Origin of the sequence: Defluviitalea phaphyphila (genome assembly GCF_001466305.1) — a bacterium.
Lineage (GTDB): Bacteria > Bacillota > Clostridia > Lachnospirales > Defluviitaleaceae > Defluviitalea_A > Defluviitalea_A phaphyphila.
The window spans coordinates 37,701-56,409 of the sequence record NZ_JWID01000002.1; the positions used below are offsets into that span (position 1 = coordinate 37,701).

The 18,709-nt window shown below is 26.7% G+C and carries 19 protein-coding genes and 1 other annotated feature; of the genes, 14 read left to right on the plus strand and 5 right to left on the minus strand.

Annotation, left to right across the window (positions count from 1 at the left end; translation table 11 throughout):
• Positions 1–75: 75 nt before the first annotated feature.
• The 3 genes from OM90_RS01245 to tyrS all read left to right on the plus strand — a co-directional run bounded on the left by OM90_RS01245 (position 76) and on the right by tyrS (position 4,406).
• Positions 76–1,533 carry an aminoacyl-histidine dipeptidase gene (locus OM90_RS01245; RefSeq protein ID WP_058485070.1) on the plus strand — a complete coding sequence of 486 codons (1,458 nt, stop codon included), beginning with the start codon at positions 76–78 and terminating at the stop codon, positions 1,531–1,533.
• A gap of 38 nt (positions 1,534–1,571) precedes the next feature.
• The gene (gene pepT / locus OM90_RS01250) at positions 1,572–2,786 is read left to right on the plus strand and encodes a peptidase T (RefSeq protein ID WP_058485071.1); all 1,215 of its coding nucleotides are present in this window, start codon (positions 1,572–1,574) and stop codon (positions 2,784–2,786) included.
• Positions 2,787–2,872: 86 nt separating this feature from the next.
• Positions 2,873–3,128 (plus strand) — a binding site (T-box leader).
• 51 nt (positions 3,129–3,179) lie between these two features.
• Entirely contained in the window at positions 3,180–4,406 is a 1,227-nt protein-coding gene (gene tyrS, locus OM90_RS01255) for a tyrosine--tRNA ligase (RefSeq protein ID WP_058485072.1), read from the plus strand.
• Between the two features lie 57 nt (positions 4,407–4,463).
• Here the strand turns inward: tyrS and OM90_RS01260 are convergent, their stop codons facing one another.
• From OM90_RS01260 to OM90_RS01280, 5 genes are all read right to left on the minus strand, one after another.
• Positions 4,464–5,663, minus strand: coding sequence for an AI-2E family transporter (locus tag OM90_RS01260; protein WP_058485073.1), 1,200 nt, complete (start codon positions 5,661–5,663; stop codon positions 4,464–4,466).
• A gap of 103 nt (positions 5,664–5,766) precedes the next feature.
• On the minus strand, positions 5,767–6,180 hold the full coding sequence (locus tag OM90_RS01265; protein WP_058485074.1) for a hypothetical protein: 414 nt from the start codon (positions 6,178–6,180) through the stop codon (positions 5,767–5,769).
• Between the two features lie 138 nt (positions 6,181–6,318).
• Positions 6,319–6,543, minus strand: coding sequence for a DUF378 domain-containing protein (locus tag OM90_RS01270; protein WP_058485075.1), 225 nt, complete (start codon positions 6,541–6,543; stop codon positions 6,319–6,321).
• A gap of 102 nt (positions 6,544–6,645) precedes the next feature.
• A complete protein-coding gene (locus OM90_RS01275; RefSeq protein ID WP_058485076.1) occupies positions 6,646–7,104 on the minus strand; it encodes a hypothetical protein in 459 nt (152 codons plus the stop codon).
• A complete protein-coding gene (locus OM90_RS01280; RefSeq protein ID WP_058485077.1) occupies positions 7,104–7,427 on the minus strand; it encodes a YtrH family sporulation protein in 324 nt (107 codons plus the stop codon). Before OM90_RS01280 ends, OM90_RS01275 begins: the two co-directional genes overlap by 1 nt.
• A gap of 165 nt (positions 7,428–7,592) precedes the next feature.
• Between OM90_RS01280 and OM90_RS01285 the strand changes: the two genes are divergently transcribed.
• The 11 genes from OM90_RS01285 to OM90_RS01330 all read left to right on the plus strand — a co-directional run bounded on the left by OM90_RS01285 (position 7,593) and on the right by OM90_RS01330 (position 18,630).
• Complete coding sequence (locus tag OM90_RS01285; RefSeq protein WP_058485078.1) at positions 7,593–8,861, plus strand: M14 family metallopeptidase; 1,269 nt, start codon at positions 7,593–7,595, stop codon at positions 8,859–8,861.
• A 273-nt stretch (positions 8,862–9,134) separates the two neighbouring features.
• Positions 9,135–9,551, plus strand: a complete 417-nt coding sequence (locus tag OM90_RS01290; RefSeq protein WP_058485079.1) for a secondary thiamine-phosphate synthase enzyme YjbQ — start codon at positions 9,135–9,137, stop codon at positions 9,549–9,551.
• Positions 9,552–9,570: 19 nt separating this feature from the next.
• The gene (locus OM90_RS01295) at positions 9,571–10,842 is read left to right on the plus strand and encodes an O-acetylhomoserine aminocarboxypropyltransferase/cysteine synthase family protein (RefSeq protein WP_058485080.1); all 1,272 of its coding nucleotides are present in this window, start codon (positions 9,571–9,573) and stop codon (positions 10,840–10,842) included.
• A gap of 107 nt (positions 10,843–10,949) precedes the next feature.
• The gene (locus OM90_RS01300; RefSeq protein WP_058485333.1) at positions 10,950–11,213 is read left to right on the plus strand and encodes a metal-sensing transcriptional repressor; all 264 of its coding nucleotides are present in this window, start codon (positions 10,950–10,952) and stop codon (positions 11,211–11,213) included.
• Between the two features lie 96 nt (positions 11,214–11,309).
• Positions 11,310–11,480 carry a hypothetical protein gene (locus OM90_RS13020; protein WP_162838868.1) on the plus strand — a complete coding sequence of 57 codons (171 nt, stop codon included), beginning with the start codon at positions 11,310–11,312 and terminating at the stop codon, positions 11,478–11,480.
• 17 nt (positions 11,481–11,497) lie between these two features.
• Complete coding sequence (locus tag OM90_RS01305) at positions 11,498–11,806, plus strand: hypothetical protein (RefSeq protein WP_058485081.1); 309 nt, start codon at positions 11,498–11,500, stop codon at positions 11,804–11,806.
• Positions 11,807–11,851: 45 nt separating this feature from the next.
• A complete protein-coding gene (locus OM90_RS01310) occupies positions 11,852–12,613 on the plus strand; it encodes an SDR family NAD(P)-dependent oxidoreductase (protein WP_058485082.1) in 762 nt (253 codons plus the stop codon).
• Between the two features lie 64 nt (positions 12,614–12,677).
• Positions 12,678–15,599 carry an insulinase family protein gene (locus OM90_RS01315; RefSeq protein ID WP_058485083.1) on the plus strand — a complete coding sequence of 974 codons (2,922 nt, stop codon included), beginning with the start codon at positions 12,678–12,680 and terminating at the stop codon, positions 15,597–15,599.
• 110 nt (positions 15,600–15,709) lie between these two features.
• The gene (locus tag OM90_RS01320; RefSeq protein ID WP_058485084.1) at positions 15,710–16,477 is read left to right on the plus strand and encodes an SDR family oxidoreductase; all 768 of its coding nucleotides are present in this window, start codon (positions 15,710–15,712) and stop codon (positions 16,475–16,477) included.
• A 9-nt stretch (positions 16,478–16,486) separates the two neighbouring features.
• On the plus strand, positions 16,487–17,053 hold the full coding sequence (locus OM90_RS01325; RefSeq protein WP_058485085.1) for an NERD domain-containing protein: 567 nt from the start codon (positions 16,487–16,489) through the stop codon (positions 17,051–17,053).
• A gap of 101 nt (positions 17,054–17,154) precedes the next feature.
• On the plus strand, positions 17,155–18,630 hold the full coding sequence (locus tag OM90_RS01330) for a stalk domain-containing protein (RefSeq protein ID WP_058485086.1): 1,476 nt from the start codon (positions 17,155–17,157) through the stop codon (positions 18,628–18,630).
• The last annotated feature ends 79 nt before the right edge of the window (positions 18,631–18,709 follow it).

Genomic DNA, 18,709 nt, shown 5'->3' on the forward strand with positions numbered 1-18,709 from the left:
TGTTATATTTAGTATAAACCAAGTCTAAAATATATATAGACTTGGTTTTTAAAATGAAGAAAGAAGGGAATTGTTATGAAAAGAATTTTAGAGGGATTAGAGCCTAAAAGCGTATTTAAATATTTTGAGGAAATAAGTCAAATTCCTAGAGGTTCAGGAAATGAAAAAGAAATAAGTGATTATCTAGTAGCGTTTGCTAAAAAACATAATTTATCAGTTATACAAGATAAAGCATTAAATGTTATTATAAAAAAAGACGGAACTCCTGGATATGAAAATGCTCCTGGGGTTATTTTACAAGGCCATATGGATATGGTATGTGAAAAAAATAAGGATACAGAACATGACTTTTTAAAAGATCCAATTAATTTAAAAGTGAAAGATGATTTTGTTTATGCTGAAGGAACAACCTTAGGAGCAGATAATGGAATAGCTGTAGCTTATGCCTTAGCCCTATTATCTTCAAAAGATATTCCTCATCCTCCTTTAGAAGTTGTGGTTACTACTAATGAAGAAACAGGATTAGAAGGAGCAGCAGCTCTTGATACCTCTCTTCTTAAAGGGAAAATTTTAATTAATTTAGATTCAGAAGAAGAAGGGGAATTTCTTGTAAGTTGTGCAGGAGGAGGAAGAGCTCATATCGTTTTGAAGCCGGAATGGATTAAAGAAAAAGTAAAAGGTCCTGTTTATTCCATTCAAATAAGAAATTTAAAAGGAGGACATTCTGGTCAAGATATAAATAAAGGCAGAGGGAATGCCAATAAAATGATGGGAAGAATTCTTTTAGATATCAAAGATAATATTGATTTTAAATTAATATCTATTAATGGTGGAGCAAAAGATAATGTTATACCTAGAGAAATAGATACTATTATACAAGTTAAAAAGGAAAATGAAGAAGATTTAATTAAAAAGATAAAAGAATGGGATGATTTATTCAAAAAAGAATATAAAACTTCTGATTCAGATGTGACTGTAAAAATTGAATTAGTTAGAGAAATAACAGAAGAATATTTATCTGAGGATACTAAAAATAAAATAATTTCTATACTTTCTTTAATTCCTAATGGGGTTCAAACTATGAGTATGGATATGGAAGGATTAGTGGAAAGTTCTACAAATCTAGGGGTAGTTATAACTGATAAAGATAAAATAGAGTTTATAAGTGCTGTTAGAAGTTCAGTTAAAACAAGAAAATATGATATTATGGCACGAATAAAGACTTTAGCTGATTTAGTAGGAGCAGATTATTTTACAAGGGGAGAATATCCTGCATGGCAATATACTAAGGAATCAAAAATAAGAGATTTATGCATACAAGTATATGAAGAAATGTATGGTAAAAAACCAGTTATAAATGCAATTCATGCAGGAGTAGAATGTGGATTTTTTGCAGAAAAAATGAAAGATATTGATATAATTTCTTTAGGACCTAATATGTGGGATGTTCATACTCCAAATGAAAGGCTTAGTATATCTTCTACTAAAAGAGTATGGGAATTTTTAATTAATGTATTAAAGAGAATTAAATAAAAGAAATAAGGACAGAAATTTATGGAGGGAATAAAATAATGGACAACCTTGTAAAGAGATTTTTAAAATATGTAAAATACAATACTATGTCTGATGAAAATTCTAATACATGCCCTAGTACAAAGGGACAGTTAGAATTTGGAAAAGTATTAGCAGAAGAATGTAAAGAAATAGGATTAAAAGAAGTAGAAATAGATAAAAATGGTTATGTAATGGCAACTCTTCCTTCTAATATAAATAAAGAAGTTCCTACTATAGGATTTATTTCTCATTTAGATACAAGTCCTGATATGACTGCTAAAAATGTAAATCCTAAAATAGTTGAAAAATATGATGGAAATGATATTGTATTAAATTCAGAAAAGAATATAGTTTTATCTCCTAAAATTTTTCCAAATTTAAATTCTTATATAGGTCATACCTTAATTACTACCGATGGAAATACTTTATTAGGAGCTGATGATAAAGCAGGGATAGCAGAAATTATGACTGCGATGGAATATCTTATTAATCATCCTGAAATAAAACATGGGAAAATTAGAATTTGTTTTACTCCTGATGAAGAAGTAGGAAGAGGAGCAGACTTATTTGATGTAAAAAAATTTGGAGCAGATTTTGCTTATACTATGGACGGAGGCTTATTAGGAGAATTAGAATATGAAAATTTTAATGCTGCTCAAGCTAAAGTAACAATATATGGGCAAAATGTTCATCCAGGAACAGCAAAAGGGAAAATGAAAAATGCTATTTTAATAGGCAATAAATTGATTAGCCTTTTCCCAGAAGAAGAAACTCCAGCACATACAGAAGGATATGAAGGATTTTATCATCTTAACAATTTTAATGGAAATGTAGAAAAAGTAGAATTAATATATATTATTAGAGATTTTGATATGGATAATTTTAAAAAACGTAAAGAATTTATGAAAAATGCAGTAGATAAAATTAATAAAATGTATGGGGATAAAACGGTTCATTTAGAATTAAAAGACCAATATTATAACATGAAAGAAAAAATAGAAGATAAAATGGAAATAGTAGAAAGAGCTTCCAATGCTATGAAAGAAGTTGGAATAGAGCCTGTAATAAAACCTATTCGTGGAGGGACTGATGGCTCAAGATTATCTTATATGGGATTACCATGTCCTAATATTTTTACAGGTGGAGATAATTTTCATGGAAGATATGAATACATATCAGTAGATGCTATGAAAAAAGCAGTAGAAGTAATTATAAAAATTGTAGAAGAATAAAAGATATAAATGATATTTCATATTTTTGATAAAAATTACTTGAGTTTATATTATTTTTATGATATTATATGTGACAATCAATATAGATAAATGTAATGATGGAGTTCTAGTAGCTTTTCATGGTTACAATCAAAGAGAGCAAATCGGTTGGTGAAAGGTTTGCAGCACATGAAAAAGTGAAATACAGCTCCTGAACATCAAGCTAAAACTTGACGGTTCCCACCGTTATTGGGTTAGAGGTATACATTGGATGTATATAAATAATTCCTTTATTTAATATAAATTTATATACATTTAATGTATATAAATTAAGGTGGTACCACGGGAGCTCTCGTCCTTATGTTTTAGGATGAGAGTTTTTAATTTTGAAAATAATATAAAAGGAGTATGAATATGCAAAACGTATTTGATATTTTAAAAGAACGAGGATTCATTGAACAAACAACTCATGAAAAAGAAATTAAAGAGTTATTAGGGAAGGAATCAGTTACATTTTATATAGGATTTGATCCAACTGCTGATAGTCTTCATGTAGGGCATTTCGTTACAATTATGGCCATGGCCCATATGCAAAGAGCAGGACATAGGCCCATTGCGCTTATTGGTGGAGGAACAGCAATGGTTGGAGACCCTACAGGTAAAACAGATATGAGAAAGATGATGACAAAAGAAACCATTGAGCATAATGCAAATTGTTTTAAAAAGCAACTTTCTAGATTTATTGAATTTGGAGAAGACAAAGCTATTATGGCTAATAATGCAGATTGGCTTTTAAATTTAAATTATGTTGATTTCTTAAGAGAAATAGGTGTACATTTTTCTGTAAATAGGATGTTAACTTATGAAAGTTATAAAACTAGAATGGAAAAAGGACTCTCTTTCTTAGAGTTTAATTATACTCTTATGCAATCATATGACTTTTTAGAATTATATAGAAAGTACAATTGTAAACTTCAGCTAGGAGGAAATGACCAATGGTCTAATATTTTAGGAGGAGTTGAGCTTATTAGACGACTTGAAAATGATAGTGTGTATGGTATGACATTTAGTCTTTTGACTACTAGTGAAGGAAAGAAAATGGGTAAAACTGAATCAGGAGCAGTATGGCTTGACCCTAATAAAACATCTCCTTATGATTTTTATCAATATTGGAGAAATGTTGATGATGCCGATGTTAAGAAATGTTTATCTCTTCTAACTTTTCTTCCTATGGAAGAAGTAAATAAATTGAGTTCTTTAGAAGGAGCAGAAATTAATAAGGCTAAAGAAATTTTAGCTTTTGAGGTTACTAAAATAGTGCATGGAGAAGAAGAAGCTAAAAAAGCTGATAAAGCAGCTAAGGCATTATTTACTGGTGGTTCTAAAGGAGGGTCTATTCCAACCACAGAAATTTCTAGAGACGAATTAGGAGAAGGAATTGATATTTTAACTATTCTTCAAAAAGCAAATCTCATTCCTTCACGTTCTGAAGGACGCAGATTAATTACTCAAGGAGGAATTAAAGTTAAGGGAGAAAAAGTAAATGATATAAATTATATAGTAAAAGAAGATGACTTTAGTGATGATACTTTAATGATCCAAAAAGGAAAAAAAGTATTTCATTGTATAAAACTAATATAGATAAAAAAGTAGTGTTTAGAAAATTTTCTAAACACTACTTTTTAGTTATTAAAATTTTTAAGCTTTAGGCATTTTATTCATAAATCTAATTAATAATAATTTTAATAAGGCTGCTGCTGGAACAGCTAAAAGCATTCCCATTAAGCCGAATAATGAGCCACCTACAGTAATAGATATAATTATAGCAATAGGATGAACATCCACACTTTCTCCTACAATTTTAGGAGCAATAATTGCTCCATCTATTTGTTGAAGAATAAAAAGAGTAATTATTGCATATAAAGCTTTCATAGGATTATCACTTATTAACCCCATTAAAACAGCAGGGATCATTCCTATAATAGGACCAAAATAGGGAATAATATTAGCTATTCCTGCGATAATCCCGATAATAATTGGGAAATCAATGCCTATTATGGCAACACTAATGCCAATAAGTATACCCATAATAAGAGAATCGGTTAGTTGACCTCTTATATATGCAGATAAAACATGGTCTATATCAGATAAATAATTTTTAATATTTTCAAAGGTTTTTTGAGGAAGGATGATCTTAAAAAATTGATTAGATAAATTTAAAAAAATAGATTTATCTTTTAATAAATAAAAAGATATAACTAGAGCCATAGCAAAATTTATTACCTGATTTCCAGCTTTAGTAATTCCGTCTATTATTTTTGCAGTTACATTTTGAACTAATTCTCCTAATTTATTTGTAAAATCATAAATAGTATTTTCTACTTCTTGTAAAAATCCTATACGGTCTAAATTTTGTTGAATATCAGATATTATATTATTAAAAGATTGAGTATAGGCTTTAATACTATTAATTAAATTGTCCATACTTTTAAAACCCTTATGACTACCTATACTAGTAGAGAGCAAGATGCCAATTAATATTATTATCAAAATAATTGTGATATAGGTAAGCAATGTTGCAAAAGTTCTAGTATTTTTTACTTTATATTTTATATTATTTTTTTTTCTAGATATATTTTTACTATTTTTTAATTTTAAAGATATAGGTTTTATTACTTTTTCTTGATAAATATTAACAATAGGGTCCAATAAATAAGCAATTACTACTCCTATAAAAAATGGAGAAAAAAGCGAGAGAATTTTAGAAATAATAGAACTTAAACCTATAGTTATAGGAATAAAATTTATAATAATAAATCCTAATCCTAGTATTACCAATAATGTAAATATAACATGAAAAGATATTTTCAAATATTGTTTGTCCCAAGGTAATTTCATTTGAATTCCATCTTTCTATAAATAGTATTTATTATTTTACTAAAGTAATTATATAATTTATAAAAAATTTTTTCAATTAAAAACCCCCTGTTAGGGGGTTAAATTATGCAATTAAAAAAGATTTAAAATTATCAGGAATTTCATTATTTTTACAATTTAGTCCAATTATAAAGTTAACAGTATATTTTTTTGATATTTTTTTTAATTTTTCTAAAAATAAATGGGCATCTTCTAAAGAAAGTTTAGTAATTTTTAAAAGTCCATCAATGTATACATACTCTATATCATGGTCTTGAGCTAAAATTCCACATATAAAACCAAAAAATTCTTTAAACCCATTTACAGGGAATTCATTTGTTTCTATAAAACGAATTTTATAGTTTAAATCATAAATATGATCATGATCGTTATCAAGATATATTATGTGACCCGAAGTATTTTTAACACATTCATTAGCCATATTGATTAGGTGCTTTGTTTTCCCTTCTCCCTTTTCACCTGTAATAATTTGTATCATTGTAATCTCCCCCTTAAATATAATTGTATAATAATTATATTCTTCTTAAAATTTAAAAAACCTTTTTTAAAAATATTAAAAAATATAAAAAATAAAGAAAAATATAAAAATAAAGCGGATTAGCCGCTTTTAATAAATTTATTCGGTTTTTCTAACATCTTCGTTATCAATTCTTCCAAATAAACTTAATCCGTAAAGACCAGCTAATCCTACTAAGGCATAAATTATACGACTAAACCAGCTTTCCATTCCTCCAAATAATGTAGCAACTAAGTCAAATTGAAAAAATCCTATTAATCCCCAGTTAATAGCTCCAATTATAATTAAAAGTAAAGAAATAAAATCTAGAGGTTTTGTACTCATACGAATACTCCTTTCATAAATTAAATCTTACTCATGTAAGTGTTCTTAAAAATATTATTTCACTATAATGCATTTTTTACTATTGTAAAATATTTACAGATGCTAAGTTTTTATTTTTTTTACATTATATTTAATGTACATAGTATCTGTCAGAATGATACTTTTAATCTCTAATTGGTATTCTCCATCTTTAAATTTTAATATGCGATTATTTAATCCATTATAAATTAAATCAACATCAATTGCAGTCAATTCCTTGCCTATTTGATTATTTAATAAAATTTTTATGTACTGTTCTATTTCATCTTGAGGAATAATATTTTCTTCTTCTTCATTCAAAAAAATAGGTAATATATTATTTAAAGAAAGAGTTTCTTTTTTTTGAGTTAATGTTTCTAATTTTTTTAATTTAATTAAATTTTCTTCTAAATCAGCAGAAAGAATTTCATTTTCTTTTATTAAATTTTCCATTTTATACATATATAAAGTATTATAAAAAATTACTCCAATGATAAATCCGAATAAAAAAAGATAAAACGATGATAGTCTTAATTTTTTCATTAATTATGCACTCCTAAGGAATTTAAAATCATATACCCAATATGGGCACCTGAAAATGCACTCAAAATATATAGAATTTGTTTTATTACTGCTTTAAATTCACCTTTTAATATTCCTAAGTCTAATATTTCAAAAGTAGGAAAAGTTCCTCCAAGAGCTACAATTATTGCCCAAAGTTTTAATTGTTCTGCAAAAATCATCATCATATTTATAGGTTTTTCATTGCATAATATAGCAGCAGCGGAACCAAATAAAGCACCTCCAATAATTACTCCTAAAGCTATAAAAAAATTATATACCATAGTACAAAGTAATTTACTCATAAAACCACTCCAATAATAATTTAATATATTTAAATTATATGTTTAAGGATTTTAAGTAATTAAAATTATATTTTATGGTTAATTTAAAATATTAGTAATATTCACATTTATAAAATAATAAGGATAAAATAGTATAAAAAAGGTTTAATAAAAAGAGGTGAAATAATGAGGACCTTAAGAAAAGGGATGGAAGGGTCAGATGTAGCAGAAATACAAAGTATATTACAAATAATAGGATATAATCCTGGAGAAATAGACGGAATATTTGGATTAAAAACAGAAGAAGCAGTGAAGGCTTTTCAAAAAAATAATAATTTAACTCCAGATGGAATTATAGGCCCTAAAACTTATGAAAAATTAGAACCTATTTTATTAGGATATGATTTATATATTATTCAATCAGGAGATACTCTTTATGAAATTGCTAAAAAATATTATACTAATGTGTCTAGTATAACAACAGCTAATCCTGGTATAAATCCATTTTTTTTAAATGTTGGAGAAGAAATTATTGTACCTTATGGAATAGATGTGGTGCAGACTGACGTTCCTTATACTTATGATATAATGAAAAGAGATATTCGAGGGTTAGAAGCTAGGTATCCATTTTTGACAGTAGATACCATAGGAAAAAGTGAAGAAGGAAGAGAATTATATGTAATTAAGTTAGGAGATGGTCCAAGAGAAGTATTTTTTAATGGGTCTCATCATGCTAATGAGTGGATTACTACTCCGGTTTTAATGAAATGGATTGAAGAATTTTCTAAAGCTTTTGCTATGGGAGGAGTTATAAAGGGATATCCTACAACAGTTATATGGGAACAAGCTACAATTTATGTTGTTCCTATGGTTAATCCTGATGGAGTGGAACTAGTTATAAACGGGATTTCCCCCGATAATCCACGATATGATGAATTAATTAAATGGAATGATGGAAGTAGAGATTTTACTAAGTGGAAAGCAAATGCAAGGGGAGTGGATTTAAATAGGAATTATGATGCTTCTTGGGAAGAATATAAAGAATTAGAGAAAAGTTTAGGGATAGATGGACCAGCGCCATATTTATATGCGGGACCAAATCCAGAATCGGAATCAGAGACTAAAGCAATAGCTAATTTTACTAGAGAAAAAGATTTTCGTTTAACTTTATCTTATCATACCCAAGGAGAAGTGATTTTTTGGAATTATAGAAATCTTCAACCTCCAGAAGCTTTAAAAATCGGAGAATTATTTTCAGCAGTCAGTGGATATTCTCTTGATGAACCTGTAGGAGCAGCTTTATATGCTGGGTATAAAGATTGGTTTATAAAAGAATATAGAAGGCCAGGATATACTATAGAAGTTGGAAGAGGCATAAATCCACTGCCTATTGAACAGTTTGAAAAAATATATGATGATAATGAAGAGTTATTATTATTGGCTACTTTAGTTTAATAAGATATAGTTTAAGAAAATAAATTTTCTAAACTATATCTTTATTTGTAAGATTTGTATAAAAATTTATAATATATAAGGAGTATGTCAAAAAAGAATTGGAAATAACTAAAGATAATTTTATTTACATTTTTTGATAATAAATATATTTAGGGGATATTTTTAATTAAAATGAAAGGATGGAGTGGATTTTTTTATAAAAGTAATATAATATAAAATTATATATTACAGAAAAGAGGTTTATCATGAAATAAATAAAAGGAGGGAGTTTTTTTGAAATCTTATAGAAAAGAATTATGGTTTAACACTAGTACTAGAAGGGCATTTATAAATATTACTCCTAAAATAGAAGAATGTTTAAAAGAAAGTGGAATAAAAGAAGGATTATTATTATGTAATGCTATGCATATTACATCAAGTGTTTTTATTAATGATGATGAATCTGGATTGCATAGAGATTTCGAAAGATTTTTAGAAAAATTAGCTCCAGAGAAACCTTATGATCAATATGATCATAATGGATTTGAAGATAATGCAGATGCTCATCTAAAAAGAACCATTATGGGAAGAGAGGTTGTCGTAGCTGTAACAAATGGTAAATTAGATTTTGGACCTTGGGAACAGATTTTTTATGGAGAATTTGATGGAAAAAGAAAGAAAAGAGTTTTAGTAAAAATTATTGGAGAATAGAGATTAATGGAGGATAAAGATGAATAATTGGAAAATAGAAACTAAAGCAGTGCAAGGAGGATATACTCCTAAAAATTCAGAACCAAGAATATTACCTATATATCAAAGTACAACATATAAATATGATAGTGCAGAACATGTGGCGAAATTATTTGATTTAGAAATAGAAGGACATATGTATTCAAGGATTAGTAATCCTACAGTAGAAGCATTTGAAAAGAAAATAGCAGCTTTAGAAGGAGGAGTAGGAGCGTTAGCAACATCTTCAGGACAAGCTGCAACAACTTTGGCTATTCTTAATATATGTAAATCGGGAGAACATATAGTAGCAGCAAGTACTTTGTATGGAGGAACTTTCAGTTTATTTTCTAATACTTTAAAAAAATTAGGCATAGAAGTAAGTTTTGTTAATCCAGAAGCTAGCATTGATGATATAAAAAAACATTTTAAAGATAATACGAAAGCAATATTTGGAGAAACGATAGGAAATCCAGGACTTAATATATTAGATTTTGAAAAATTTTCTTCAATAGCTAAAGAAATGGGAGTTCCTTTAATAGTTGATAATACATTTGCAACTCCATATCTTTGTAAACCATTAGAACATGGAGCTAACATAGTGGTTCATTCAGCAACTAAATATATTGACGGACATGCAAGTAGTGTAGGAGGAATTATAATAGATGGAGGAAATTTTAATTGGAATAATGGTAAATATCCTGATTTAGTAAATCCAGATCCAAGTTATCATGGAGTAAAGTATGTAGAACAATTTGGTAAACAAGCATATATTGTAAAAGCCCGTGCTCAACTTTTAAGAGATTTTGGAGCTACTTTAAGTCCTTTTAATGCTTTTCTAATGAATATGGGACTTGAAACATTACATCTTAGAATGGAAAGACATAGTGAAAATGCTTTAAAACTTGCTAAATTTTTAGAAAAACATCCTAAGGTAGCTTGGGTAAATTATCCGGGACTTTCTAATCATAAATCTTATTCTTTAGCTAATAAATACCTTTCAAAAGGATGTAGTGGAGTTTTAACCTTTGGAATTAAAGGTGGTAAACAAGCAGGTATTAAGTTCATTGATAGTGTAAAATTAGCTGCGTTAGTAGTACATGTAGCAGATGTAAGGACATCTGTAATTCATCCTGCTAGTACTACTCATAGGCAACTTACAAAGGAACAACAAATATCTTCAGGAGTAACAGAAGATTTAATAAGAGTATCAGTAGGAATTGAAAATATTGAAGATATAATAGCTGATTTTGACCAAGCATTAAATGCATAGTAATAAAGCCCCTATAGTTAGGGGTTTTATTGCTATATTGAAATAAAATTAAGTAATGATATAATAAAAATTGTTACTTATCTAGATTAAGAGGAGAGGATATTTTGATTGAAGAAGATAAAAAGCAAGTGTTAAACCTTTTAAAAACAGCAAGAGGACAATTGGATGGAATTATTCGTATGGTTGAAGAAGATAGGTATTGTATAGATATATCAAAACAATTACTAGCAGTACAAGCATTACTAAAAAAAAGTAATCTTCAAGTGTTAAGACAACATATTTATAGGTGTGTAAGAAACGCTTTAATTAATGGAGAAGGAGAAGAAAAAATAGAAGAAATTATAATGATATTAGACAAGTATATGAAATAAAAATATTTAATAATTGTTCATAATTTTTTCATATTTATATATTATAATATAATCATAGCCTATTAACATTATAATATATAAGGAAGTGAGTATGTTATGGAATGTCCTATATGTCATAATAAAAAATTAGGAGTGTTAGGGAAAATCAGATATTATTGTCCTATATGTAATGTTGAGATAGTATTAAAACATGATAAATTAGAAATATATGAAATAAAAGAGGATGGAGAATTAATACTTATTAAAAATAAGAAAAAGGCGTCATAAATTAGGAGGGATGCATAATGGAAATAATGACAGATATTTTATGGATGGTTGCATTATGGTGGATGATTTCTAGAATTATTGCAGCAATTCAAATAATTAGATATCAAAATATACTTAAAAATAAAAAAGAAATGGCTAATGTTTCAAAGGAAGAAAAGAAAGAACAAAAAGAAGTAGAAACATTAGAAATGGTACAAGATGCGGTGTGTGGTAAATTTATTGAAAAAAGTCAGTCATACCAACTAGTTACAGAAAATGGGATTATGTATTTTTGTAGTTGGGATTGTAGACAAAAATATATAAAAGAACATAAGCAGTCCGAATAATTGGGACTGCTTTTTGAGCATAATAATTCAAAAAGGAGAATTATAGTGAAAAAAATAGCTATTATAACAGGTGCATCTTCTGGATTGGGAAGAGATTTTGTAAAACAGATAGATAGAAAATATAATTTAGATGAAATTTGGATGATAGCTAGAAGAGAAGAAAAAATGAATAATATTGCTAAAAAGCTTAAAAAAGCAAAAGGCATAGTAATTAAAGCAGATTTATTGAAATTAGAAGAAATTGAGAAAATTTCAGAAAAGCTATATAAAGAAAAGCCTAAAGTTTGTATTTTAGTAAATAGTGCAGGATTTGGGAAAATAGGTAATTTTATTGATTTAAGTTTAGAAGAGCAGTTAAGTATGATAGATTTAAATGTAAAAGCTTTAACAGCATTAACTTACAAAGTTATACCTTATATGCCAAAAGGTTCAAGAATTATACAAATTGCTTCTTCTGCAGGATTTTTACCTCAACCAGGATTTAATATTTATGCTGCTACAAAGGCTTTTGTAATACATTTTAGTAAAGCTTTAAATATTGAATTAAAACAAAAAAGAATTAAAGTATTAGCTGTATGTCCAGGACCAGTAAAAACAGAATTTTTTAATATTGCCTCATCTAAAGGGAAACCTTTAGATTGGAAATCTAAATTAATGGTTAATTCAAGGGATGTAGTTTGTAAGGCTTTAAGAGATTCTGATGAAAATAAAATGGAATCTATTTATGGTAGTTTAATTAAGGGATTTAAAATAATATCTAGAATAATTCCTCATTCAATAATATTAAAATTATTTAAATGGAATTAGAATATAATATCTTCATTTGTATATAATTAAATTATATAAACTAAGGATAAGGAGAAGATAAAATATGGAATTAAATGATATAGTTTATGGATTTAGACTTTTAGAAAAACAAGAAATAAAAGAAGTTAATTCAACAGCTTATATTTTTGTACATGAAAAAAGTGGAGCTAAACTTCTTAGTTTACAAAATGATGATAAAAATAAAGTTTTTGCTATAACTTTTAGAACTCCTCCTCAAGATAATACAGGACTTCCTCATATTTTAGAACATTCTGTTTTATGTGGTTCAAGAAAATTTCCAACTAAAGACCCCTTTGTAGAATTGGCAAAAGGTTCTTTAAATACATATTTAAATGCAATGACTTTTTCAGATAAAACTATGTATCCTATTGCTAGTACTAATGATAAAGATTTTTTTAATTTAATGGATGTTTATCTTGATGCTGTATTTTATCCAAATATATACAAATATCCAGAAATACTTATGCAAGAAGGATGGCATTATGAATTACAAAATAAGGATGATGAAATAACTTATAATGGAGTAGTTTATAATGAAATGAAAGGAGCTTTTTCATCCCCAGAATCTATTTTATTTAGAAAAATAGAGGAATCTCTTTTCCCAGATACTCCTTATGGAAAAGAATCAGGAGGAGATCCTGAATACATTCCAGATTTAACTTATGAAGATTTTATTAAATTTCACAGAAAATATTATCATCCTTCTAATAGTTATATATATCTTTATGGTAATGGAAATCTTGAAAAACAACTAGAATTTATTGATAGAGAATATTTAAGTAATTTTGATAGAAAAAGTATTGATTCTAATATACCTATACAGAAGGCTTTTGATAACATAAAGGAAATAAATATTAATTATCCTATATCTCCTGAAGAAACAGAAAAAGAAAAGACTTTTTTAAGTTTGAATTATGTAATAGATAAATCAACGAATCCTGAAATATATTTAGCATTTCAAATTTTAGAATATTTACTTTTAGAAACACCAGCAGCTCCTCTTAAAAAAGCTATATTAGATGCTGGGATAGGTAAAGATGTGTTTGGAAGTTTTGATACAAGTATTCAACAGCCTACTTTTAGTATAATAGTTAAAAATTCAGATAAAGAAAAAGCAGAAAAATTCCAAAAAACAGTAAAAGAAACTTTAACAAATTTAGTTAATAAAGGAATAGACAAAAAATTAATTAAAGCGGCAGTAAATTCAAAAGAATTTATCCTTCGTGAAGCAGATTCAAGAAATTATCCAAAAGGTCTTATATATGCAATAAAAGTAATGAGTACTTGGCTTTATGATAAAAACCCTCTTATAAATTTAAAGTATGAGCCTATTTTAGAAAAAATAAAAGATAGTTTTACAGCTCCTTATTTTGAAAACTTAATAAAAAAATATTTGCTTAATAATACCCACGGAACATTAATAATATTAACCCCTAAGAAAGGCCTTTTAGAAGAAAAAACTCAAAAAATAAGAGAAAAATTATTAGATTATAAAAATAAGTTATCAGATGAAGAAATAGAAAAATTAATTATTCAAACTAAACAATTAAAGAAAAGACAAATTACTCCTGATAATCCTAAAGATATAGAAAAGATACCATTATTATCTTTAGAAGATCTTAATAAAAAAGCAGAGAAACTTCCTCAAGTAGAGAAAGAAGAGGAAGGAGTTAAAGTTCTATTTCATCCTATGTTTACAAATAAAATTACTTATTTAAATTTGTATTTTGATTTAAAAGGTTTAGATCAAAAACTTATTCCTTATGCAGGTATGTTAGTAGGGATATTAAGCAAAATGGATACTAAAAATTATGAGTATGCAGACTTATCTAATGAGATAAATATTCATACAGGAGGTATCAGTATTTATGCAGATACCTTTGGAATAAATGGGAAACCTAATGAATATGAGAGTAAACTTATATTAAAGTCAAAAGCATTAACTAAAAAATTTCCAGAACTTATAAATTTAATTAGAGAGATCATTACATCTACTTCTTTTGAAAATGAAAAAAGGCTTTTAGAAATTATTAGAGAAATGAAATCAAGAATGGAAATGGTACTTTTTGACCAAGGACATATGGTTGTAGCTAATAGATTATTATCTTATTTTTCAGAAAAAGATCGATATAATGAAGAATTAAAAGGATTTTCTTTTTATCAATTTGTAACAGATATAGAAGAAAAGTTTGAAACAAAAAAATTAGAAGTAATTAATAATTTAAAAGAAACAGCAAAACAAATTTTTAATAAAAATAATTTACTTATAGGTATTACATCGCAAGAAGAAGATTATGAGGAGATAAGAAAATATTTGTCAATATTATTTGAAGACCTAAATGATAATGTAATTAATAAGAAAAAATATTCATTTAATGAAGAAATAAAAAATGAAGGATTGATGACACAAAGTAATGTTCAATATGTAGCAAAAGGATATAATTTTTTAGAACTTGGATATTCTTATTCTGGTAAGCTTCAAGTTTTAAAGACAATAATAGGATTAGATTATCTTTGGAATAAAGTTAGAGTACAAGGAGGAGCTTATGGTGCGTTTATTAATTTTTCAAGGACAGGAAATGTATTTTTCTCCTCTTATAGAGACCCTAATTTAAAAAGAACTTTAAATATATATGATGAAGTTGGGAAATATTTAGCTGAATTTAATGCTAGTAGAAGAGATATGACAAAATATATTATAGGTACTATTAGTAGATATGATCATCCCCTTACTCCTTCTATGAAAGGAGAAAAGGCTGTCTCTCAATATATAAGTAAAATAACTTATGAAGATACTCAAAAAGAAAGAGAAGAAATTTTAAGCACTACTAAAGAAGATATAGTGAATTTTAAAGAAATGATGGAAAAATTATCACAACAAAATTATATTTGTGTGATGGGAAATAAAAATATAATAAAAGAAAATAAAGACATATTTGAAAATATAATTGATGTATTTAAATAAAAGTCTACGTAAGTAGGCTTTTCTTTTTAATTTTTTTTTGCTAAACTAAAAGAAAATTTATTTTTATTTAAATCAAATCTCTTTCAAATTATATGAACGGAGGAAAAATTATGAAATATAAAAACAAAGTAGTAATAGTTACTGGAGGTGGACAAGGAATAGGCGCTTGTATAGCAAGAGAATATGCAAAAGAAGGAGCATATGTAGTTATTGCTGAAATAGATGAAGAAGCAGGTAAAGAAAATGAAAGTTTTATTTTAGAACAAGGACTACAATGTCTGTTTATTAAAACAGATGTAGGAGATGAAAAAAGTGTTAAAAGATTAATGGAAATTGTATTAAACAGATTTGGAGCAATAGATATTTTAATAAATAATGCTGCTATTTCAAATGTTAATCAAGGAACATTATTTTCAAGAACTATTGAGGATTGGGATAAGGTAATAAGGGTAAATTTAACAGGGACTTATTTATGTGCAAGATATGGAGCGGAAATTATGAAAAATGGAGGTAGTATAATAAATATTGCTTCAACTAGGGCATTAATGTCAGAACCTCATACAGAGCCATATTCAGCTTCAAAAGGAGGTATATTAGCTTTAACCCATTCCCTTGCTGCTAGTTTAGGCCCTAGAATTAGAGTGAATGCCATAAGTCCTGGATGGATTGATATATCTCAGTGGAAAAAGAAAAAAGAAAGGAAGTTTACACATTTATCTGATAAAGACCATGAGCAACATTTAGTAGGAAGAGTAGGAAAGCCAGAAGATGTTGCAAAAGCTTGTTTATTTTTAACTTCAGAAGATGCAGGATTTATAACAGGTACAAATTTAATTGTTGATGGTGGGATGACAATAAAAATGATATATACAGAATAGAGGGATATTATGGCTAAAGTTATACAAAAGGCAGATTATATTAAAAAAAGAAAGAAAAAATATTTTATATATACAGTCATAAGTTTTACCCTTATGATAATAATATTTTTATTAGGAATCATTATTAATAATTCTAAATATAATTTATTTACTTTATTTGCTATTTTATTTACTTTACCTGTAGCTCAATATGCAGTACAATTTATTTCTATTCTAAAATACAGGGATGGAGATATTAAAGTAGCAAAAGAACTTGAAAAACTTCCGGATTCTTACATAATATGGAATAGTGCTCTTTTTGCTGATAATATAGGAATGGCATTTTTTGACCATATCGTTTTTACTGATAAAAAAATATTTTTTATTTTAGATAAACCTTCTAAAACTTATAAAGAAAATTTAAAAACTATGAAACGAATTATAGAAAATAAAGGTTTAAAAAATAATGTTGTATTTATTGAAAAATATAAGCAAGATTTAACAAAACTTATTGATATATGGAACAAAGAAAAAATAAAAAGTAAAGATAGACAAGAAGAGTTTGTAAAATTATTACAAAGTTCTGCTATAATGTAATATAATATTATATAGAAATTTTTAAAGGAAGTAGTTGCCAAAATATATAAAAATGTGATATGATAGGTCATAAGTAATAAAAAGATGGAGGGAAATAAATAATGTTAAAAAGAAAATTAGGATTGTTGTTTTCAGTGTTTATACTTATAGCTTTTACAGTTGGATGTAGTAGTACAGAATTAGAGTTTTATAATTTATCACAGGAGATAAATAATTTAACTAAGTATCAAACAAGTGGAGAATTTAACATTACATTGGATAATATTGATTTAGAAGATGAGGAGGTACTATCTCAAGTAAAATCAATATTTAATAATTACAGCCTTACATATGATGCACAAGTAGATGTAGAAAATTCAAAATTAGCAATGAAATATTATTTTAAAGATAAAAATACAGGAGAACAGGCTGAGATTGTAAGTATATTAGGAGATGGAAATAATATATATATAAAAGTAGATAATTTACTTGATTTTATTAAGTCTTTTGATGACCAAGAAACAAATCAAGCTATAGATGAATTTTTTGGAAATACTAAATATATAAAAATCAGTAAAGAAGAAATGAAAGAATTACTTTTTGAAGTTTATGGTAGTGAAGTATTAGCTGAACAAATGACTGACATATATTTTGATTTAGGATTTGCTGTTGAAGAAAATAATCAAGCAGCAGATGCGTTTTTAATAGAAAGTGTATATGATGAATATGAAAGTGGAGTTATAACTAAGGAAGGAAATAAATATATTTTTAGATTAACATCAGAAAATTTAGTAGATACTTTTGTTTCATTTATGAATTATTCTATAGACCATATAGATGAATTAGGTGAGTATTTAAAACAAAATATTGATAATATGGGTGATTATCAAAAAGATTTATTTACTATGTATGGTATAGATGAAAATAATATAAGCCAACAAATAGATGAAATGGTTGAAATGGTTAAATCTAATAAAGAATACTATAAACAAAGTATTTCTGATGTTGTTTCTGTTGATAATGATGAATTTAAAGAAGCTTTAAAAGGAAGTAAAATAGAATATAGTTTAGAAAAAGTAAGTGATGTTCATTATAATCAAGGTCTTGATTTAATATTGAATGTTGATGATCCTATGACAGGAGAAAATATTATAAAAGGATCTTTTAGTTTTGCTCAAGCAATAAAAGTAATAGATTCTGTTACTATTGATGTTCCAACAGAAAATATTATGTCAATAACAGAAATTAAAAATAAAATAGAAGAGTTACAATATCAAACATTAGTTATTGAATCAAATGCATTGAAAATAGATTTAGATAATGGATATTATATATCTGAAAATAAAGAAGGAACAGTTGATATTAAGGTTATAGAAGGGTCATCTTATATTCCTTTAAGAGATACTGGTAATTTATTAGGTGTAGAAGTTAATTGGGACAATGAATTAAAACAACCTTATTTAACAAGAGCAGGTGAAACTTATTATTTAAATGCAGTAGTAATAGATGGAAAATCTTATATACCTTTAAGAGAATTACAAAAAGCTTATTATGAAGTTAGTTGGGACTCAGAAAGTAATGTAGTGACAATTAAGTAGATTTTATATCTAAATATATGAATATATTTTTAAAATCGCCCATAATTAGGGCGATTTTGTTAATATAAAAGTAAAAGGT